Genomic DNA, 21,277 nt, shown 5'->3' with positions numbered 1-21,277 from the left:
GACAACCCTAACAGAGTGATCCGCAGAAATTAAGTCGTCCAAACTCGGGGGAAGCATCACCAACTGATTCTGGTGATAGGGCCTGAAAGTAGGTCTTTTTACTGCCATTTCCTGGTATGTTTTATACTTAAAAATAAGAAAAACAGACCTTTAAAGCAAGTAAAGGGCACTTGAAATTAAAATAGAACGCTTAAATATTATTCATAAAAATCTCGATATACGAAAAAGAGCCTGATCATGATTTATGATACAGGCTCTTCTGTTATGCGGTTCGTTTATAATGCTGCGGCGAGCTGAAGTTTCGCCCTGCTCTTCTTTTTCCTACCCCTCCAGATTAAAAATCCGGTGATCGGCAAGCTTGCAGCGACCAAACTGCCACAGAATGCCATGATCTTTCCTGGTAGTCCAAGTACGGCACCTACATGCAAATCAAAGTTCATCCGGGCAATCTTGTCCGCGGTGCTGGCTTCATCAAATTTGCCAAACATATGGTCCACCTTCATCTCTTCCAGGGTGTACTGGTCATAGAACAAATAGTCTGCTTTCCAGTAAGTACCGGGTTCCGGATTTATCGCAAGCTCTATGGCGGCATCCTTCGCGTGTGGCGGGTGCACATCCATATTTCCTTTGAAGCCCGGTCTTTCAGCCCTTGCTTTTGCCCAAAGAATGTCCTGGGCAGGGGCTTTACCTTTCGCCAAGGCAACCAGCTCGGGGTTGGTCGCACTCTTGGAAACACTTTCAGTGAATGGGATCATCTCTTTTCCACCTGAAGCCAGCCAGTAAGTAGATTTAGCGAACCACTGGAAGCCCATCACCATACCCGTTAATGCCAGGAAGATCATGATCCAGGTTAAATAGAATCCAACCACGTTATGGAGGTCGTAGTTTACCCGGCGCCATTTTGCATTCCATTTGACGGTAAAACGCTTTTTACTTGCCGCACGGTTTTTAGGCCACCAAAGCACCAAGCCTGAAATCAGCAGGAAAGCAAACATCATGGTGGCAGTGGTTAGTATCGGCTGGCCGATATCCGGGGGCAGCCAAAGGTAGTAGTGACCGTTGATCACCTGCCTGAAGAAATCTTTGGACATATCCTTAACCTTCAAGACCTCACCCGTGTAGGGATTTACAAATACGGTCCAGAAATAGGTGTCCGTCAGGGAATAGTAGGTCACAATTGCAGACTTCCCATCCTGATAGCCTACGCTGTGCGCTTCCTTATTCGGGAGTACCTTGTCGGTGATCTGCTGTATTTGTGAAGGCCTTAATAAGGGCTTATTCTGCACTTCCACAAAGCGATAGGACTGCGTGGCATTTTCAATTTCAATCTGAAAAGCAAGAATGCAGCCGGTGATGCCCAGAAAACATACAAATACGCCGGACGTAAGTCCGAGCCATAAATGTATTTGTCCGATCCAATGTCTCAGGTTTTTTTTGTTCTTTACCATCTAGAATTTATAAGCGACACTAACTCTGTAATTTCTTGGCGCCTCTGCCTGCCAGGAGTAAGCCGGCTGGTTGTAATCAGGCGCATTCCAATAGTTTGAATAATAACTACCCGAATACAGGTATTTATCCAAAACGTTAAACACATTTCCAGTAATTCTTAAACCATGACCTTCCCAGAAGAGCCCCGCATCCAGTTTGAAATAGTTCGGTAAGTTCTGCTCGCGCTGCTCGGCGTTATAGGTGTTGGTTGCACGACCTGCAAGGTGCGTGAATCCAGAAGAAATGCCAGTTCCCTTAAGGGCACCGCTTTGGATGGTGTAGCTTAACCAGGCATTGGAGGTATGTTTAGCGAATCCAGGCACAACCTGGCCCACAAACATGCTGGTTACGCCTTCAGCAACTTCAGTAACCTTGCCATCCGTGTAGGCATAGTTCGCGATCAGGCTTAAGCCTTTCGCAAGTTCACCTTTCAAGTCAAACTCGACCCCTTGCGCTCTTTTTTCGCCAACAACAATGCTAAAGTTTTCGCCTGCTGCATTTCTTGGATCACTTGTTAGCTCGTTCTGTTTACGAATCCGGTACACCGATACTGTAGTATTCCATTTACCGTTCATCCAGTCTTTTTTAATCCCTAACTCGTAATTGCTACCAGTAATCGGATCGATTTTGGTGCCATTACGAAGAAAACCGGTCTGCGGGATAAAAGCCTGGTCGTACACGCCATACACCGAAGCATTTTTATCCAGGGAAACACTTAGACCAATGCGCGGTGTAAAACGTTCCGCTTTATTAGGCTCGCCACCAAAAGTAGATTGGCTTACCTTCGAGTATCTTCCAGCAAGTGTTAAACGGGCTTTGTTGTCAAAAAAAGCAAGCTCATCCTGCAGGTAGAAGCTGGTATAATCCTGATCGAAAACACCGCCGCCTGCAATTGCGCGTTCTTTAACGCTAAGACTTCTGTCAAAATTAGCATAGCCATTCCCTGGGAAACCATAGTTGGGGTTATTGACATCAAATGGTGCAGATGGCAGATCCAGATCATGCGATTGTCCCCAGTCTGCATAGTAGTTTTTCTTACCTCCATCAAATCCTGTTAAGATGTTGTGTGTAATGCCGCCGGTTTTGATTTTGCCGTTTACGAAAAATTGTGCAAGCTTCATGGTCGCCTCAGCATCCCAGATACCCACGTTCCGGATCAGCGTGCCATCTGCGAACACGCTGGAGGGCCAGGAGCTGTTCCCGGTTTGCAGATATTTCGAATAAGCCACCTGAGCAGTAGCCTTCCAGGTATCGCTGAAGTTGTGTTGCAAATTAACAAAAGCGCTGTGGTCATTCATTCTCGTCGGATCCACACCCGGTTGGGTCAAAGTGAAGTCCCTCGGAAGGGTAGCATAACCATTAGGGGAGAAGAGGTAGTAAGAACCCACCTCGGTCATTTTTGCGTTTTGGTAAGCATATTCTGCAGTGATTTTTGTGGTATTGGTGATCTGGTAACTCACCGTAGGCGCAATGGTGTAGCGGTCGTTATGCTCAAATGGTCTGAATGAACCTTTGTTCTGCACCGCCGCATTGAAGCGGAATAACAGCTTGCCGTCATCCGTCAATCTTCTGTCTAAATCTACAGCGGTCCTGTACAGGTCATAGCTGCCTGCAGTAAACGAAACCTCGCCGCGATTGCTTCCCGTCGGTTTTTTGGTCACCACATTATACATCCCGCTAGGGTCACCATTACCCAACATAAATCCTGCGGGACCTTTTACAAACTCCACATGGTCTACAAAGCTCATGTCCTCAGTTAGTGGCCCCCAAAATGAAGTCACGAAGTTAAAGCCATTGCGCATGGCCTGGATCTGTGAACCACGCATGGTAATGTTGGTGTACATATCACCCCAGTGCTCCACCCGGGTTGCACCACTTACGTTCCTTACCAGTGCATCGCTCATGCTGATCACCTGCTGGTCGGCCAGCGTCTGGCCGCTTACGATCTGGATATTTTGCGGAATCTCTAATAGCGGCGCATTTAAACGGAGCGATGTGGAAGGCACATCCACCTTATATCGTTTCACTTTACCACCAATCACAACTTCCTTCAACTGATCTGACTTTTCAGATAACCTGAAGTCCGCAACCTGATCATCATTATTCCCAAGATTGATCGTCTTCTCGTCAGATTTCAATCCCAATGCAGAAACCACCACCAGGTAGCTGCCGGGCTTCAGCTTCGTGAACTGATACAGACCATCAACGTTACTCTGTGTCGAGATCGCCTCACCTTTGAGGCTTACGGAAACCGCTACTGCCGGATATCCATCGGCGGTGACAACCTTCCCTTTAATGCTGCTGTTTCGCTGCGCTTGTGCTTGAACGGAAGAACCTAAAAACAGTATCACTGTCAAGATTCGGGTAAAGTGATTCATTTTTCTTATTTGGATTAATTCTTAATTGCCCAAAGAAAGATACTTTTTGCTGACAATCCAAACTATTTAGAATAAATCTTAATTAATCTTTAAGGGATAGCGGTCTGTTTGGTCCTCAACAACTTAACACTTTGAAGATCTGAGAATCTAAAATCTTTGCTACAATCCACATGAAGACGGCTACTACACTGCAAACCAGCCGAATTTTCATAGCTTTGCTTGCAATGAAGCGTGTCTGGATATTTACCATACTATTGGCCTTGCTTGCACAGACGACAGAGTTACACGAGTTTGTAAAGCTGCCGATACTGTTCGAGCATTATGCCGAACACCAGCAACGCAATTCAAAGCTCAAATTCATGGAGTTTCTCTCCATGCACTACTGGGGTGATGACATGGATGATGACGATAACAGTCGCGACATGGAACTCCCTTTTAAGAAACTGGAGCTTAACCATGTTCCTGTGCATTTTCTTCCGCCCAGAATTGGTATCAAACTTAAATCTGCGGTGTTCCTGATCCGCCTGGACCATCCGGAGTACCTGCCGCGGTATAGGACAAATCCCGCGCTTTCCGCGCTATTCCGTCCTCCACGTGCTTAACTGCTGCAAATCATTGTAAAACTTATTGTTAATGGCTCCTTGTACCCTTACACGTTGTAACGGTGTGCCGCGGCCAATTTGTTGCATTCTTAAAGCAAAATGATGCTTGATAAAATCATCCGGTTCTCTGTACATAACAAACTGGTGATCGGCATTTTCATTGCACTGTGGACCATCTATGGTGTCTATGAAGTTACCCGTTTACCGATCGATGCGGTACCTGACATCACAAACGATCAGGTACAAATTATAACCTCTGCGCCCTCGCTGGGTGCCCAGGATGTGGAACGTCTGATCACTTTCCCAATTGAACAGGCGCTGAGTAATATTCCGAAACTCAAGGAAAGCAGAAGCATGTCCCGCTTCGGGCTCTCGTTGATCACCGTGGTCTTTGAAGACGGCGTAGATGTGTACTGGGCACGTCAGCAGGTCACCGAGCGGCTTCAGCAGGTAGAGATAAATGAAAACGCCAGCACACCCGAACTTGCACCGGCATCTACCGGCCTTGGTGAGATCTACCAGTATGTCCTTCGTCCTGATCCGGGTTTCGAAGACAAGTTCAGCCTTGCCGAGCTCCGCAGTATTCAGGATTGGACCGTCCGGAGGAACCTGCTTGGCACCAAAGGTGTTGCCGATGTTTCAACTTTCGGAGGCGAACTGAAGCAATACGAAGTTGCGGTTAATTCTAGTCAACTGAAAGCCTTTGGTATCTCCATCGCAGAGGTTTTCACTGCATTGGAAACCAACAACCAGAACACCGGCGGCGCCTATATTGAAAAAGGGCCTACCGTGATGTATATCCGCAGTGAAGGTCTTGCCGGTTCCATAGAAGATATTGAAAACATAGTCGTCAGGACCGCTGCAAACGGAGCTCCGGTACTTGTGAAAAACATCGGAACCGTACAGTTGGGATCCGCTATCCGCTATGGCGCCCTGAATTACGACCCTAATGGGGAAGTTGCCGGCGGTATTGTCATGATGCTCAAAGGCGAGAACTCCTCTGATGTCATCAAGAACGTGAAAGCCCGCGTAGAAAGCATCCAGAAAATGTTACCCGAAGGGCTGACCATTGAACCCTTTCTGGATCGCACCAAGATGGTGGATAATGCTATCGGCACGGTAGAACATAACCTGCTTGAAGGAGCACTGATCGTCATCTTCGTGCTCGTACTCTTCCTGGGTAACCTTCGCGCCGGACTCATCGTTGCCTCCGTCATCCCACTTTCTATGCTTTTTGCAATCATTATGATGAACTTGTTCGGTGTAAGTGGTAACCTGATGAGCCTTGGGGCTCTAGATTTTGGATTGATCGTCGATGGTGCCGTAATCATTGTGGAAGCCATCCTGCATCACATGCATTTCTCAAAGAAGTACAGCAGTGTCCATGAAATATCTCAAAATGAACTGAACGAAGAGGTGGCTAGCTCGGCCTCCAGAATGATGAATGCCGCCGTTTTCGGCCAGATCATCATCTTGATCGTCTATTTGCCAATCCTGTCACTAACCGGTATTGAAGGCAAGATGTTCAAGCCTATGGCACAAACCGTTGCCTTTGCAATCCTTGGGGCATTCATTTTATCCCTGACCTATGTGCCGATGATCAGTTCGCTGTTCATCAGTAAGAAAATATCGCATAAACCCAACCTGTCCGACCGAGTGATGGAAAAGCTGGAGAACTGGTATATGCGGGTGCTAAGTCGCGCATTGCAAATCAAAAGGCTGCTTGTCGGTCTCGCTTTCGGTCTGTTTGCACTTGCTGTCCTGATGTTCGCCCGTATGGGCGGTGAATTTATTCCGCAGCTGGAAGAGGGTGATTTTGCTGTGGAAACCCGCTTGCTCGTGGGTACTAACCTGAGCACTACCATCAACGCTTTTCAACAGATCAGTGGCGTGCTGCAAAAGAACTTCCCCGAAGTGGAGAAGATCGTATCCCGGATTGGTAGTGCAGAAATCCCCACCGATCCTATGCCCATTGAAGGTGGGGATATGATCATTGTACTTAAGCCAAAGGCAGAATGGACCAGTGCCAGCAGCTTCACGGAATTGGCCAGCAAGATGTCGGCTGTGGTGCAGGAGGCGGCTCCTGGTGTCACGCAGAGTTACCAGTACCCGGTGCAAATGCGCTTTAACGAATTGATGACCGGCTCCAAACAGGACGTGGTTTGTAAGATTTTCGGTGAAGATCTGTATGCCCTGTCCCGCTATGCGGAACAGATCGGCGCAATCAGCAAAACCGTAGAGGGTACGGCAGATTGGTATGTGGAAAAGGTAACCGGTATGCCTCAGGTAGTGATCAAGTACAATCGTGCGGAAATTGCCAAATACGGCTTAAACATCAACGATATCAATCGCACGGTAAATGCGGGTTTTGCAGGCGCGGCGGCTGGAAAGGTTTATGAAGGGGAGAAAAGCTTTGACCTGGTAGTACGGGTTGGAAATGAGCATCGCAAAAACATTGAGGATGTACGCAACCTGATGATCGTTACCCCTGGTGCAAACCAGATCCCTTTATATCAGGTCGCTTCGGTGGATGAAGTTGAAGGACCAAACCAGATCCAGCGTGAAGATGCGAAACGAAGGATCACCGTTGGTTTCAACGTGCGGGGTAGAGACGTGCAATCTGTTGTGGAAGACCTGCAGGCAAAAATCGGTCAAAAGGTTAAACTGGAGCCTGGCTACAACATTGTCTATGGTGGATCCTTCGAGAACCTGCAACAGGCGAAGCAACGTTTAATGATTGCCGTTCCCGTTGCTTTACTCCTGATTTTCGGTATGCTCTATTTTGCCTTTAAATCGCTCAAAGAAGCTGCATTGATCTATACCGCAATTCCGCTTTCCGCCATTGGGGGTGTATTCGCACTCTCGCTACGTGATATGCCCTTCAGCATCTCGGCAGGTGTAGGATTTATTGCCTTATTCGGTGTGGCAGTACTGAACGGCATCGTGCTGATCTCTGAATTCAACCGCATCAAAAAGGAGGGCAGGATCACCGATCCATTGGAGCTGATTAAAGCTGGCACCAGAAACCGCCTGCGCCCCGTGCTCATGACGGCCGCCGTAGCCTCCCTGGGGTTTCTGCCCATGGCTTTAAGCAATGGCGCGGGTGCCGAAGTACAAAGACCGCTGGCTACTGTGGTGATCGGAGGACTTATTACCGCAACCTTCCTTACCCTGTTTGTGCTGCCGGCACTCTATCTTTTATTTGAAGGCAAAATTAAAATGAAACCGAATACAACCATAACAACCTTGCTGCTCGTCTTGCTCAGCATAGGTCAGGTTGCTGCACAGGATGTTCCCAAAGGCATTTCCTTGCCAGCAGCGATCGACACCGCTTTAAAGCATAATCTGCAGGCACAAACGGCACAGCTGACCGCGCAGGCAGAAAAGCTGCGACAGAAAACCGGTTGGGACATCCCAAAAACGGAGCTGAGTGGAGAATATGGACAAATCAACAGCGCAACGAAAGATATGCGACTAGGGCTCACACAATCCTTCAGCTTTCCTTCCGTATATACAAACCAGAAACGCAGTCTGCAGGAGAACTATCTCGTTGCGGAATTGCAAAGTAAGCTGACCGAACTTGACATTAAGACCAATGTACGGAGCCTGTACTATCAGCTGGTGTATCTTCAGGAGAAGCGTAAACTGTTACTTTATGCAGATAGCATCTATCAGCTTTTCGAAAGTAAAACAAACCTGCGTTTCAAGGTGGGAGAAACAGATATCCTCGAAAAAACGTCAGCTTCCGCTCACCGGCAGCAGATTGCTAATCAACTGCGCATGCTGGAAGGTGATCTGAACATTAACCAGACCAGGTTTAACCTGTGGTTGGGCCAGGAGCAAGGCTTCATCCCGCAGGTTGATCAGCAGGATGTTCGCCTGATGCTGCCAGCGGCAATTGCATCACCTGAAAGCATATTACAGGTGCAGGTTCTCGAACACGATGCTGAAGCTGCAAGGTGGCGCTGGCGTACTGAGCGCTCGAAACTGCTGCCAGATTTTTTCATCGGTTATAACAATCAGAGTATTGCAGGGTCTCAGGTCATCAATGGCCAAGAAACCTACGTGCCGACAAGCAAACGCTTCAGCTATGTGAATGCCGGTATCAGCGTGCCCCTGTTTTTTGGTGCACAATCGGCAAGAACATCCGCTGCAAAGGTCGATTGGCAGCTGGCGCAAAAACGCAAAGATTATGCGCTCCAACAAACCAAAACAGCGCAGGCAGCGATACTGCTGGAAGTTAAAAAGTATGCTGGTAGCCTGGACTACTTCGAACAGACAGGGCTGGAAAACGCCAACCTGATCATCGCCACAGCAGACCAGCAATTTGTCGGCGGAGAGATCAATTACCTCCAATGGGTGATCCTGGTTGACCAGGCCATTAACATTAAAAGCGAATATTTAGACATGCTGAACAGCTACAATCAAGCGGTCATTCAAGCGCAGAAAATCAACAACCTATAGCCACACTCAAATGAAGAAATACCTCTTATACCTTTATATCCCATTATTCCTGATTGCCTGTGGGGAGGCGAAAACAGATCCAGCGGCAGAAAATGCGGAAGCTGCTGAAGCTACAGACACCATGTTGGTGGATATTTCTGCCCAGCAGATGAAAACCGCAGCTATCGAAGTCGGTACCGCGGACGAAAGTGCCTTAAGCGGCAGCATTCGCTTACAAGGCAGCATTGATGTTCCGCCGCAGAGCACCGTAAGCGTAAGCTTTCCTTTGGGGGGATACCTTAAATCTACGGACCTGCTGCCCGGCATGCATGTGAGAAAAGGCCAGGTACTTGGGGTGCTGCAAGATATGCAGTTCATCCAGCTGCAGCAAGATTACCTGACCGCGAAAGAGCGCTTGAATGTTGCCACCAATGAATACAACCGTTATCAGGAACTGAATGTGAATAAGGCAGCAAGCGACAAGGTCTTTCAGCAGAGTCGCGCAGAAATGGAAACTCAACGTATAAACATGCAGGCGCTTGCAGAAAAGCTGGAGCTGATCGGCATCAACGCCCGCCGCCTTACCGCATCGAACATTTCCAAGAGCGTAAACATCTTATCTCCAATTGATGGATTTGTAGCCAAAGTAGATGTTAATATTGGTAAGTACACCGCGCCAACCGATGTGCTGTTTGAGCTCGTCAATCCAAAAGACATTCACCTGGCTTTGAACGTATTTGAGCAGGATGTCAACAGCTTGTCTATAGGACAGCGCGTACTGGCCTACAAGAATGATGACCCAGAGAAAAAATATGAAGCTGAGATCATCCTGATCAGCAAGAACCTCGATGCCGACCGCATGGCTACCGTGCACTGCCACTTTGAGCAGTTCGACCCATCCTTATTGCCGGGTATGTTTATGAATGCTGAAGTGGAAGTACAAAACAAAAAGGCGCTGACGCTTAACGAAGATGCGATCGTACGCTGGCAGAACAACCACTACGTATTTGTGGAAACCGGAGCCAATCATTTTAGGATGACTAAGGTGAGCTTGGGTAACCAGTCGCAAGGCAAACAGCAGATCGAAGCGCCTGGCCTTAATCGTTCAACCAGAATGGTTACCAAAAATGCTTATACCTTATTGATGAAGATGAAGAATAGCGGAGAGGAGGAGTAAAGCAGCAACCTTTACGGTTGCTGCTTCGAAGTTGAGCGTTGTATATTCATTCAGATGCTAAATTCATGATGAATTGTTCAGCGGAGTTCCTGCATACCTTCCTGTTAATTAAAGATATATAACTTTTCCCATACATGGGAAATTTGGAACAAATATTTTTTGGGGCCTGCGGATAAAGCACTCCCGGGCGTATTTGATACGTTATATGTATCTTAGGTCAACACACAAAGCAGGATGAACAAGAAACCGTATCAAGGTCAGGTTAATGACAAGGAACGATCAAAGCAAAAATTAATTGAAGCTGTAGGCGCTGTTATCCGGGAAAAAGGGTACACCGGGCTTACTGCAACCAATATATCCAGGGCAGCAGGGCTGGACCGGAGGTTGATCACCCTTTATTTTGGTTCAGTAAACACCCTGATAGAAACCTACGTTCGTGGTAATGACTATTGGATTGGAACTTTCGATGCCAATAAAATTTCAGAGGCACATCAGGCGGGATGTACACGGGAAATGCTCAACAATCTGCTTCAAAATCAGCTGGATTACTTTTTAAAAGATGAAGAGATGCAGAAGATCATCTTATGGCAGATCAGCCAGTCCACAAAACTGATGAAGGAAGTTTCTGAGGAACGGGAAAAGGTTGGTCATCATTTCTTCGCCCTTGCAGATCAGGAACTGAAAGGCAAAGATATTGACCTGCGCGCAGTCACCGCGCTGTTGGTTGCAGGCATTTACTACCTGGTGCTGTATTCCAAATCAACGGACTGCAAGATCTGCGAAATTGATCTGAATACACCGGAAGGTATGCAGCGGATTAAAGCGGCAATTATGGCTATTTTAGAAAAAACATACGGTAAGTAAATATCCAGTGGCTTTAGCTGCCCAGCCCTATCAATGTTAGTTTTCAGGCCAGGCAGCAATATCGAAACCTCAGGTTATTCAACGACCAATATTGCCGGCCCAAATTCTTCAAAATGAATAGCACTGGCATCTATTCCCTGCTCGCGCAAGTATGCAAAATGCTTTTTAATGAATACACCAGGACCGCAGATGTAATAATCCGCACCCGGGACGATAGCATCTTTTACCTGGCTGAGGTCTACAAAACCTTCGTAGTAATTATCCTGCTTCTCATCTTCGAGTTTATCATAAAACGTATGGATGTTCATAGAACTGTGCTGGCCACTTAATTCTGTGACGGTGTCTCTGAAAGCATGCACTTCAAAACCCCGGCTGCCATGAATCCAGGTAATTGGTCTGTCCTTTTTCGACTGTACCATATACTCCAGCATGCTCATGAATGGGGTTAGCCCCACGCCGCCGCTAATGAAAACCGCCGGCTTGTCTGATTCCAGATCCAATGTAAAATCCCCCGCAGGAGGTGCCACCTCTATAACAGCGCCTTCATGGATGGTGTCATGCAGCATATTGCTAATAAAACCTGCATGTTGCTCATCAATGCCGCGTTCTTTTTTAACCGAAATCCGGTAGTACGCTCCATTTGGTGCACAGGAAATACTGTACTGACGTGGTTGAAGTACTTTCAATTCAGGCACAAATAAGCGAACAGTGATGTATTGCCCCGGTAGGAAATCTGCAACTTTACCGCCGTCAGAGGGATACAGGTAAAAAGAAGTAATTTCAGAAGATTCTTTTACCTTCTTCTGTACTACAAAGGGCCTCCAACTGCTCCAGCCACCTTCCTTGTTTGCAGATTCACTATATAAACTTGCTTCTACACCGGTCATGATCGCAGCTAATTCGCCATACGCTGCTGCCCAGGCGTCAATTAGTTCTGAGCTTGCAGCCTCCCCAAGTACTTCAGAGATGGATGCTAGCAGATGTTTCCCCACAATCGCATATTGCTCCGGACGGATGTCAAGACTCACATGTTTATGCGCGATCCGGTTCACAGCCTGCGAAAGTACTGCGGGATTATCAATGTGTTCAGCATAGGCCAAAACTGACATCGCCAAGGCTGTAGGCTGCGCGCCCGTACGTTGGTTTGCACTATTAAACACATTCTTCAACTCCGGGTTATGGCTGAGCATCCTGTTGTAAAAATAAGTGGTTAAGGCCACACCATGTTCTCTGAGAACAGGTACTGTGCCGCGCACAAGTGCTTTTTGCTCGTTTGTCATACTCAATTATATTAAAATACCTTTTTGTCTTTATTTATACAAACATAGCTACTTTGTATTAAAGATAAAAATGTCTTTTATTAATTTTGTATCTTCGCTCGTACGAATTATGGCTATTTTTTCAAAAACCTGCGAGTATGCTATTCGCGCAGTGCTCTATATTGCGCACAAAACAACTACTGGAAATAAAGTAGGGATAAGGGACATCGCAGCGGGCATTGATTCACCCGAGCTTTACTTGGCTAAAATCCTTCAGGATCTTAGCCGCAAGGGCTTGATCAGTTCTATAAAGGGTCCGAACGGAGGCTTTTACATCACTGAGGTTGCGCTTTCCAGGCCACTTAGTGACATTGTGGAAGCAGTAGACGGTAACAGTATTTTTGTAGGCTGTGCCTTGGGTTTGAAGCAGTGCTCGGAAGTGAATCCCTGTCCTTTACACCATCAATTCAAGGCCATTAGGGACCAGATTCATGAGGTGCTGACAAACAATACCATTGGCAGATTTAATGAAGAACTGGTAAATGGCCTGCTTTCCTTAAAGAAGTAAAAACACTAAAGCACCTTTTTCATCATGATATCCGTTTGTTCTTCATCGCCAAGTTTAAACAGGTGTTTGTCAAACGCTACAAAGCCATTCTTCTCGTAAAAGCGAATTGCTCTGGCATTTTTCTCCCAAACACCCAACCATACATACGCCGAGTGTAATGCTTTTGCAACTTCAATAGCTTTGTCATACAGCGCCTGACCAACCCTTCTGCCATGGTAGGCCTCTAAAACATAGATTCGTTCAATTTCTAGTCCGGCTCCTTCCTTGAGTTCGGTTTGTGCCCGACCGGTATTCAGCTTCAGATAACCAACTACATCTTCCCCGAGCATTGCGAAGTAGAATTGTGAATCTTTGTTTAGAAGCTCGGCATGAAGTTTTTTAGCTGAAAAGCCTTCAGCTAAATATTTAAGCATACTTTCTTCCGTGTTGCTTGAAGAGAAAGTATGCAGAAAAGTCCGACGGCCGATATCTTGCAGCAACAGCAGATCTTCTGCAGTAGCTTTTCGTATTTCTAAGGTCTCCATTATCCTCTAATTAAAACTACAAATTTGCTTCAGGAAGCAGTTTCTCAAATGCTTTACGTGGGCTGCCTCTGAAATATACCTCCCCGCAGTATTGATAGCCCGTTTTCTCGAACAAGGCGAGCATTGCCGCATTGTCAAAATTGGTGTCTGCCCGCACACTGAAGATGTTGTTTTTTAAAGCATACTCGTCAATAAAGCCAAGCATCAATCTGGCGATGCCCTTACCCAGGTATTGCTTCGCCACAGCCACGCGGTGGAAGACCACAAAATCTCCTGCACTCAGCCAGGCGCCTTCGATGTCTTCATATGCCAGCTCATTGTTGATCAGGATGGCACAATAGCCAGCGATCCCTTGCTCAGCCCTGACCACATAGCCGTAGCCATTTGCAATATCGGATTTTACAACCTCCAGGTTTGGATATCCATCCTGCCATTGATTGCTTCCATCCGATCTTCTTCGAACAATGGCCTCACTTAAAATCGCCCAGATTTCCTCCGCCTGATCTATTGATGCTTTTTCAAATTTATATGTCATGTCTAGGTTTAATGTTCAACCGCGTTTTTCAGCTGTTTTTCCGAAAGCAATGTTAAGAATTTGCTGCAATTCAATTGTCATCACATTCTTTTTTGCTGGTGAATATATTCTGTAGGTGACATACCAAACTGTTTAGCGAAGTTCCTGCCGAAGTGTGTCTGTGAGCTATAACCTACCTGTTCTGAAATTTCATAAACTTTCAAACTGCCTTCGCTTAACAGTTCTGCCGCTTTTTTTAGTCGCGTAACATTGATGAGTTCATTCGGAGACAGGTCTGAAATCAACTTGATCTTCCGGTATAGGGTAGGTCTGCTGATGTTCATTTCATCCGCGATCAAATCTACATCCAGTGCCGGATTGGCAATGTGCTTCAGGATGGTCGCCTGCAGTCGCTGCAAGAAAATTTCATCCGCCCTGGAATGTGCAATGCTGTTGATGTGAACCAAAGGTGAGCTGGAAAAGTACGTCTTTAAGGTATTCCGGTTTTTCAATAAGGAAGAGATTTGCGCCAGCAGGAAGTCCGGGGAAAATGGTTTTTCCACATAGGCATCCGCACCCAGCTCCAGCCCCTCGATTTTGGATTGAACATTCGTTTTAGAGGTGAGCAGCACAACCGGCACATGGCAATGATTGATGTTCGATTTGATCTTCTCACAAAGTTCAAAGCCGTCCATCCCCGGCATCATGATGTCTGTGACCACAAGGGCGATCACCTCCCGTTCAAGTATGTCCAGCGCTTCCAGACCTGTTGTCGCGGTTAGGGGAGTATAATACGCCGAGAGGTCATCAGAGATGAAGTCCAGGATGTCAGGGTTGTCATCGACGATTAAAATGGCTGGTCTGATGTCTCGTTGCTGCTGATCGGTGTTGAGGGTAAGTGTTTTTTCCATTTTTCCTGAAGATTAAACTCGATAGCGTGGTGTATTGGGAGTTTTAGTATGAAAGTGTTATAACCTGTGTTATGCTGATCCAACACCAGTGTGCCCTGATGTAGTTCGGTAAGCGCTCTTGAAATGGATAATCCGATGCCCGTACCCGGTAGCGATTTGCTTTCCTTCACCCGGTAGAAAGGTTCAAATATCTTTTCCGCTGCCGCTGGAGGTATGATATCTCCATCGCTCTTTACCGCGATCCTGAAGGAATGGTCGGCCCTGGGCTGACCCTCCAGGCCAACAGCAACGATGGTCTTCCCATATTTAAAAGCATTATCCAGCAGGCTAAAGATGATCTTATAAAAGGCCTCTATATCAACATAGGCGTACAAAGGTTCCCCAGGAAGACGCAATCTCAACGTGATGTGCTTGTGTTCAGCGAGTGCTTCAAAGTTCTGCGCAACCTCCCGGATGATCTCCGGGATATTTGCCCGAACATAGTTCAGTGAATAACCGCTGATCTCGGTTTTTCTGAAGTCCAGTAACTGGTTCGTGAGATTAAGCAGTCGTTCGGTATTTCGGTTCAAAATGTTCAGGTTTTTTTCCATCGATGGAACTTCGCGCGCTTGCTTCAGCAGTTTTTCCATAGGACCTTTTATTAGCGTCAGCGGTGTACGGATCTCATGGGAAACCATGGTGAAGAACTCGATCTTGGCCTGGTAAATTTCCTTTTCTTTTTCATTCTCAAAGATCTTTCGTCGGATATGGTTCTTTGTTTTTAGCCTGCGGTCAAAGTAGCGGATCAGCAGCCATACCGTCAATGCCCCGACCACCGCATAGAGCAGGTACGCCCAGCCGCTTCTCCATAACGGCGGAAGGATGATAATTCTTAAATTCGCTTCGTTTTTACTCCATTTCGTACTGCCATGTACAAGTGCCCTGACCTGAAAATTATAAGTGCCAGGCTCTAGCTTGGTGAAGTAGATCTTCCTGTTACTTCTTAAATGCTCCCAATCATCATATAACCCTGTCATCCGGTAGGCATATTCAGTCATTTCCGGTGCAAAGAAGCTGAGGGCAGCCACATCAATGTTAAATGACGATTGATCGTATTGCAAGGTGATCTCCTTGGATGAAATGATGGAGTGGTCAAAAGGATAGCTTTCCTGGCTGTCATTTGTGCCGGTATGCTGCACATGAAAATTAGTGATGAAGATTGGAGGGTCGAACACCTTGTTTTTCAAAGCCTGAGGATCAAAGCTGATCAGGCCTTTTAAGCTGCCAAAATAGATCCGGCCGTCTGCGTCCTTAAAAGAAGAGCTGTAGTTAAACTGGTTGGTCAGCAATCCATCAGATTTGGTATAGGTTTTTACATATCGTGTTTTCGGGTTGAAATTGATCAAACCTCTGCTGCTGCTGATCCAGAAAGTGTGGTCTTGATCCTCCTCAATCCGGAAGAGAAAATTTGTCGGGAAACCATTTTTGACGGTATATCTCAGGAAAGTATCGTCATCTTTTTTATACTTAAGCAAGCCACCCCCTTCAGTGGTGATCCATATATTTTTATCTGTGTCTTCGAAAATGGAGGTGACGGTATTATTGCTCAGTCCATTCGCAGGGTCCTGCTCTTGACGGTAGTGTTTTAGAAGCCGCCCGGCCCCGCTCATCTTAAATAAGCCCTCATCGAAGCTGCCGATCCATATCGTGCCATCACTCGCTTCCAAAACGGAGCTGTATGACACAGGTGGCACCGCTTCATACCGTTCAAAATAATCATCCATGGCCCGGTAGCGGAACAATCCATTTGTAGAGGCCACCAGCATATCACCTTTTCTGCTGCGCTGAAAAGCCATCACAAAGTCGCTGGTCAAGCCATTTTTTCCCGCATTATAGTGTTTGATGACCTTTCCGGTGCTCAGGTCCATCACATCTATGCCGTGATGAAAGGTTCCAATCCAAAGCTTATCGCCATCAGCCATCAACCCGTGAATATTCGAATGCACGATGCTCTTTTTTTTCCCATCTGGGCGGTAGTTGCTGAATCGTCCGGTGTTGATCTCGTACTTGTTCAATCCTGCATCTTCAGTTCCGATCCATAGCCTGCCATATTGATCTTTTTGTATTTCGCGCACCGCATTTCCGCTGATCGAATTTTCCTGCTGCTGCGGAAAGTGTTTGCTGAAAATGGAATATTGTGCGGAGTAGTAGGAGATGCCTCCGAAATAGCTGCCCAGCCAGATCCCACCCTGATTATCCCTACAAAGGGTATAAACGGCATTGTCCGCCAAAGCATATCTGTTGTTGTTCTGTTTTTCCAGGTGGGTGATCCTGCCCGTATTGTGATGGTAAATGTATACGCCGGATTCGGTCGCAATCCAGTATTCCTGATTCGTATTCCGGAGGATATCTCTGACATAAATATTAGTCTTGTCCGGGTTGAAGCTAATGACATCGGTCACCTTGCTATTATTCGGGTCAAATAGCTTTAAACCCTGGGTGGTGGTGCCGACCAGCAGTTTCCCATCGTCGGTCTTCCGTATGGTCGAGATGGCAGCGGCTTCGCGGATCCCGGCGGTACTCAGGTTTTGAACCATACTGATCTTGTCTGCGCCTTGGTCATAGCGCCTGAGGATGCCATCACTGGCGCCGAGCCAGATGCTGCCGTCCTCGGCTGGGTAAATAAAGGTATAATCAACCTTGTTATCCTTAAATCTCCGGATCGTTTTGTTGTCTTTAGACAATCTGCTCAAGCCATTTGCAGCTATGATCCACAGGTTGCCCCGGTGATCCTGTTGTATGTTGAACGCCCGGATGCCCTTGGTATGGTTCAGCATCACAAAGCTTTCATCAGCGGCATGAAATCGATAAATACCATTGCCTGTACCCACAAACAGCTGGCCCCGGCTGCTATATAAAGAATAGATCAGGTTATTGCCAAGACTTTTCGGGTCATTTGGGTCGTTGCGGTAAGTTTTGAAAGTATAACCATCGAAACGGTTCAGACCATCCTTGGTTCCAAACCACATAAAACCTTTGTCGTCCTGAATGGAGGTATACACCGTATTGTTCGACAAGCCGTTCTCCACCTGGTAGTGTTTGAAATAGTACGGCTGGCCATATCCATACAGGTATGTACAGGCAAATGCAATGATTAAGAGAATGCGGTTCAATTGGTTAGGCTTTCTCAAATATATCAAAGATATGATGTGGTTGTTTACTCAAAATAGGGAATAGTGCAGAAATTTTGAGACGATTTGAGGAATTAATGAGACAATTCTGTAAACGACGAGCTTTTCAAAAGCGCCATATTTGAGTAACCGCATGCTGCATGCAGCATGTTTAAACCAAATAGCTAACCTTATGAAAAGACGTTTACACGCTTATGGCAGGAGCATAAGCTTAGAGTGGCGTACTCTTACGACACTTTTGTGCTGTTTCTCAATCCTTCTTTTCTCCTTACCGACGCTGGCACAAAACAGCACCATCACTGGTACCGTGGCCGACGACAAAGGTGTCCCCCTTGCTGGCGTAACCGTGAAAGTAAAGGGTACCACAGTTGGTGCAACAACGGATGGAGATGGCAAGTTCCAGGTCGCCGTAGCCAATAGAAATGCAACCTTGCAGTTCGGCTATGTCGGTTTCATCACCCAGGAGGTTCCACTGAATGGTCGCTCCAGTTTAACGGTAACCCTTGCCGAAGACAATCAGAAGCTTGAAGAAGTGGTGGTAACCGGCTTCGGTACCCAGAAGCGGGAGTCCATCACCGGGGCAATCTCCTCGGTAACCAGTAAGGATATCGAACGGGTACACGGTGGTGCTACCGTAAGTACCTCCCTTGCAGGTAAGATCCCAGGTGTCACTTTCCGGATGTCTGAAGGCCGGCCGGGTGCCAGCGCGAGCATCCAGGTGCGTAACATGGGCCGCCCGCTGTATGTCATTGACGGGATCCAACAGGATGAAGGGCAGTTCAACAACCTCGCACCAAATGATATCGAATCGATCTCCGTATTGAAAGACGCATCAGCGGCAATCTACGGTGTACGTGCTGCAAATGGGGTGATCGTGGTTACGACCAAAAAAGGTGCTAAAGGGGACAGTCGCATCAATGTGGATGCCTATGCGGGTTTCCAGAACTGGTCGCGCTTTCCTGATGTTGTACGTACCTCATATGATTACATGCGTTACAAAGCGGAAGCGGAAATGAATTCCAATGGTAACACCAGTATCACTCAAGAGGAACTGGCAAAATATCAGGCTGGCACCGACCCGGCTTACCGCAGTTTCGACTGGCGGGAATATGTGCTGAAGAGTAATAACAATGCGCCTCAGAACTCCCTGAACGTGAACTTTACCGGCGGCACGGATAAGTTGAACTATTATGTATCTGCGACAAATCTTTATCAGAACTCCGTTTTAGGAGAGGAATATGAATTTCAACGTACTAACATTCAATCGAACGTTAGTGCCACGGTGGCCAACGGCCTAAAAGTTGGCGTAAATATTAACGGTCGGATCGAAACTAGGGAAAACCCTGGTGTACCTGGTGTCGATGATTACTTCCTGGCCAGATTTGCCGTACTGCGCAACTCCCCACTTGAACGTCCGTATGCAAACGACAACCCGCTGTACCTGAACGATATTGGCCACACGGAATCGAATTACGCTTTCCTGAACAAGAGGCTCTCCGGAACCTACCGGAACGACTGGCGTGTACTACAGACCAATTTCAACGCGGAATACCAGATCCCCGGGGTGAAAGGGCTTACTGCCCGGGCAGTGTATTCCTACTATTTTGCAGATTACCTGCTTAATAACCATGAATATACCTATAACACTTACACCTATCGCCCGGAAACAGACACCTATGACATCACCGGCGGTAGTAATAACCCATACCGCGAGCGTGAGCAACGTAAAGAGTTTGCAACAACTTTCCAGGCGCAGATCAACTATCAAAACACCTTTGGTCAACACACCGTAGGCGCAACCCTGGTGAATGAAAGGATCGAGCTTAAACACCTGGGCAACTACATCCACTCCTCGCCAATTTCAAACAATTTACCGCTGATCTATTTTCCTACAGCAGATACCTACAATGACCGGGATGATGCAGAAACCAGGATCGGCTACATCGGACGGATTACCTACAACTTTGCCAACAGGTACTTCCTCGAAGCTTCCGCCAGGCGGGATGCCTCCTACCTGTTTGCGCCGGAAAACCGGGTAGGCTACTTTCCGGGTGTCTCTGCAGGATGGCGGATCACGGAAGAGAACTTCATGAAAAAGCTGCTTGGCGATAGCAAGATCTTAAGTGACCTGAAATTCAGAGGATCTTACGGTATCCTGGGGGATGACCGAAACCCGAATGATCCCAACCAGCCTATTGTTGCCGCTTACGCTTATCTGCCGGGCTATAATTACAACCAAGGTACAGCCATCATCGATGGAAATGCGGTGATTGTTTCCAGAGACAAGGGCATTCCGGTAACCAGAGTTTCCTGGCTTAAAAGTAAGTCCTTTAACGTCGGGGCCGACTTTGCATTGTTTAATAATAAGCTAACGGGTACCATTGATTATTTCTACCGTAAAAGAACCGGCTTGCTGGGCAATAAGAATGACCTGATCGTGCCAATAGAAATTGGATATAGCCTGCCGCAGGAAAACGTGAATTCTGATGCACAGTATGGAGAGGAGTTATCGTTGAACTATACCAACAAGATCGGAGAGCTAACTTACAATATCGGCGGAAACATTTCCTACACCCGCTTGAAGAACCTGAACTCATACAATCCGATTTTCTTTAACTCCTGGGATCAGTACCGCAACTCCTCGGAAAACAGGTTTGCGAATATTGACTGGGGTTACGAGATTGCCGGGCAGTTCTCTTCCCAGGAACAGATCAATAACTATCCCGTGAATGTGGATGGTAGGGGCAACCGTACGCTATTGCCGGGTGACTTGATTTACAAGGATCAGAATGGTGATGGCAAGATCGACCAGTACGATGAGCGACCTGTAGGCTTTGGCTACGGCAGGCAACCGAACGTGAATTTCGGCTTCAGCATTGGCGCGTCTTACAAGTCTTTCGACTTCCATGCTGATTTTTCTGGTGGTGCAGGGTATACCTGGTTCCAGAACTGGGAAACACGTTGGGCATTCCAGAACAATGGTAACCTGAACTCGATATTCGAAGACCGCTGGCATCGCGCTGATCCTTTCGATCTCAATAGCGAATGGATCCAGGGTAAGTATCCTGCAAACCGGATGAATCCAGGAACCAGCCACAGTAACTACGGCTCAAATTCCACATTCTGGTTGCACAATGTACGGTACTTGCGTGCCAGGACGATAGAGCTTGGCTATTCGCTGCCACAATCGATTCTCGAGAAGATCAAGGTTAAACGTGCCCGGGTATATCTGAATGGGTACAACTTGTTTTCAATCGATAACTTAAGCTCTTACAACGTTGATCCGGAAACAACAGACGACAACGGTCTTCAATTTCCACAGAATAAAGTTGTTAATGTTGGTTTAAACCTCACCTTTTAAGCCCCACAAATCGAATTA

13 protein-coding genes are annotated in these 21,277 nt (G+C 46.9%); 6 read left to right on the top strand and 7 right to left on the bottom strand.

Annotated elements, in window-relative coordinates:
- Positions 1 to 275: 275 nt before the first annotated feature.
- Positions 276 to 1,448: a PepSY-associated TM helix domain-containing protein gene (locus AC5WJX_RS16305; protein ID WP_494485364.1), complete on the bottom strand. Its 1,173-nt coding sequence runs from the start codon at positions 1,446 to 1,448 to the stop codon at positions 276 to 278.
- Entirely contained in the window at positions 1,449 to 3,866 is a 2,418-nt protein-coding gene (locus AC5WJX_RS16300; protein ID WP_494485363.1) for a TonB-dependent siderophore receptor, read from the bottom strand.
- Between the two features lie 170 nt (positions 3,867 to 4,036).
- Between AC5WJX_RS16300 and AC5WJX_RS16295 the strand changes: the two genes are divergently transcribed.
- From AC5WJX_RS16295 to AC5WJX_RS16280, 4 genes are all read left to right on the top strand, one after another.
- On the top strand, positions 4,037 to 4,468 hold the full coding sequence (locus tag AC5WJX_RS16295; RefSeq protein WP_440427895.1) for a hypothetical protein: 432 nt from the start codon (positions 4,037 to 4,039) through the stop codon (positions 4,466 to 4,468).
- 99 nt (positions 4,469 to 4,567) lie between these two features.
- Positions 4,568 to 8,932, top strand: a complete 4,365-nt coding sequence (locus tag AC5WJX_RS16290) for a CusA/CzcA family heavy metal efflux RND transporter (protein WP_494485362.1) — start codon at positions 4,568 to 4,570, stop codon at positions 8,930 to 8,932.
- A 10-nt stretch (positions 8,933 to 8,942) separates the two neighbouring features.
- Entirely contained in the window at positions 8,943 to 10,088 is a 1,146-nt protein-coding gene (locus AC5WJX_RS16285; RefSeq protein WP_494485361.1) for an efflux RND transporter periplasmic adaptor subunit, read from the top strand.
- A gap of 234 nt (positions 10,089 to 10,322) precedes the next feature.
- Positions 10,323 to 10,952, top strand: coding sequence for a TetR/AcrR family transcriptional regulator (locus tag AC5WJX_RS16280; RefSeq protein ID WP_494485360.1), 630 nt, complete (start codon positions 10,323 to 10,325; stop codon positions 10,950 to 10,952).
- A 74-nt stretch (positions 10,953 to 11,026) separates the two neighbouring features.
- Here the strand turns inward: AC5WJX_RS16280 and hmpA are convergent, their stop codons facing one another.
- Positions 11,027 to 12,232 (bottom strand): NO-inducible flavohemoprotein, encoded by a 1,206-nt coding sequence (gene hmpA, locus AC5WJX_RS16275; protein WP_494485359.1) that lies wholly within the window; start codon positions 12,230 to 12,232, stop codon positions 11,027 to 11,029.
- Between the two features lie 109 nt (positions 12,233 to 12,341).
- Between hmpA and AC5WJX_RS16270 the strand changes: the two genes are divergently transcribed.
- Positions 12,342 to 12,779 (top strand): RrF2 family transcriptional regulator, encoded by a 438-nt coding sequence (locus AC5WJX_RS16270; RefSeq protein ID WP_440427885.1) that lies wholly within the window; start codon positions 12,342 to 12,344, stop codon positions 12,777 to 12,779.
- A 5-nt stretch (positions 12,780 to 12,784) separates the two neighbouring features.
- Here AC5WJX_RS16270 and AC5WJX_RS16265 read toward each other — a convergent pair whose 3' ends face one another.
- The 4 genes from AC5WJX_RS16265 to AC5WJX_RS16250 all read right to left on the bottom strand — a co-directional run bounded on the left by AC5WJX_RS16265 (position 12,785) and on the right by AC5WJX_RS16250 (position 17,880).
- Positions 12,785 to 13,303, bottom strand: coding sequence for a GNAT family N-acetyltransferase (locus AC5WJX_RS16265; RefSeq protein WP_494485358.1), 519 nt, complete (start codon positions 13,301 to 13,303; stop codon positions 12,785 to 12,787).
- Positions 13,304 to 13,319: 16 nt separating this feature from the next.
- Complete coding sequence (locus AC5WJX_RS16260; RefSeq protein WP_494485357.1) at positions 13,320 to 13,838, bottom strand: GNAT family N-acetyltransferase; 519 nt, start codon at positions 13,836 to 13,838, stop codon at positions 13,320 to 13,322.
- Between the two features lie 80 nt (positions 13,839 to 13,918).
- Positions 13,919 to 14,728 (bottom strand): response regulator transcription factor, encoded by an 810-nt coding sequence (locus AC5WJX_RS16255; protein ID WP_494485356.1) that lies wholly within the window; start codon positions 14,726 to 14,728, stop codon positions 13,919 to 13,921.
- A complete protein-coding gene (locus tag AC5WJX_RS16250) occupies positions 14,665 to 17,880 on the bottom strand; it encodes a ligand-binding sensor domain-containing protein (RefSeq protein ID WP_494485355.1) in 3,216 nt (1,071 codons plus the stop codon). The genes AC5WJX_RS16255 and AC5WJX_RS16250 overlap by 64 nt, the downstream gene beginning before the upstream one ends.
- Before the next feature lie 190 nt (positions 17,881 to 18,070).
- On the opposite strand from AC5WJX_RS16250, the gene AC5WJX_RS16245 reads away from it, so the two are divergent.
- Positions 18,071 to 21,259: a SusC/RagA family TonB-linked outer membrane protein gene (locus tag AC5WJX_RS16245; RefSeq protein WP_494485354.1), complete on the top strand. Its 3,189-nt coding sequence runs from the start codon at positions 18,071 to 18,073 to the stop codon at positions 21,257 to 21,259.
- The last annotated feature ends 18 nt before the right edge of the window (positions 21,260 to 21,277 follow it).

Source organism: Pedobacter sp. NEAU-ZC8 (assembly GCF_059278965.1).
This window is presented reverse-complemented; position numbering and strand designations above follow the sequence as displayed.

Coding starts and splice junctions, on each gene's coding strand:
- AC5WJX_RS16270 (WP_440427885.1), top strand. CDS start 12,342: ATGGCTATTTTTTCAAAAACCTGCGAGTATGCTATTCGCGCAGTGCTC.
- AC5WJX_RS16265 (WP_494485358.1), bottom strand. CDS start 13,303: ATGGAGACCTTAGAAATACGAAAAGCTACTGCAGAAGATCTGCTGTTG.
- AC5WJX_RS16260 (WP_494485357.1), bottom strand. CDS start 13,838: ATGACATATAAATTTGAAAAAGCATCAATAGATCAGGCGGAGGAAATC.
- AC5WJX_RS16295 (WP_440427895.1), top strand. CDS start 4,037: ATGAAGACGGCTACTACACTGCAAACCAGCCGAATTTTCATAGCTTTG.
- hmpA (WP_494485359.1), bottom strand. CDS start 12,232: ATGACAAACGAGCAAAAAGCACTTGTGCGCGGCACAGTACCTGTTCTC.
- AC5WJX_RS16290 (WP_494485362.1), top strand. CDS start 4,568: ATGATGCTTGATAAAATCATCCGGTTCTCTGTACATAACAAACTGGTG.
- AC5WJX_RS16285 (WP_494485361.1), top strand. CDS start 8,943: ATGAAGAAATACCTCTTATACCTTTATATCCCATTATTCCTGATTGCC.
- AC5WJX_RS16255 (WP_494485356.1), bottom strand. CDS start 14,728: ATGGAAAAAACACTTACCCTCAACACCGATCAGCAGCAACGAGACATC.
- AC5WJX_RS16305 (WP_494485364.1), bottom strand. CDS start 1,448: ATGGTAAAGAACAAAAAAAACCTGAGACATTGGATCGGACAAATACAT.
- AC5WJX_RS16280 (WP_494485360.1), top strand. CDS start 10,323: ATGAACAAGAAACCGTATCAAGGTCAGGTTAATGACAAGGAACGATCA.
- AC5WJX_RS16245 (WP_494485354.1), top strand. CDS start 18,071: ATGAAAAGACGTTTACACGCTTATGGCAGGAGCATAAGCTTAGAGTGG.
- AC5WJX_RS16300 (WP_494485363.1), bottom strand. CDS start 3,866: ATGAATCACTTTACCCGAATCTTGACAGTGATACTGTTTTTAGGTTCT.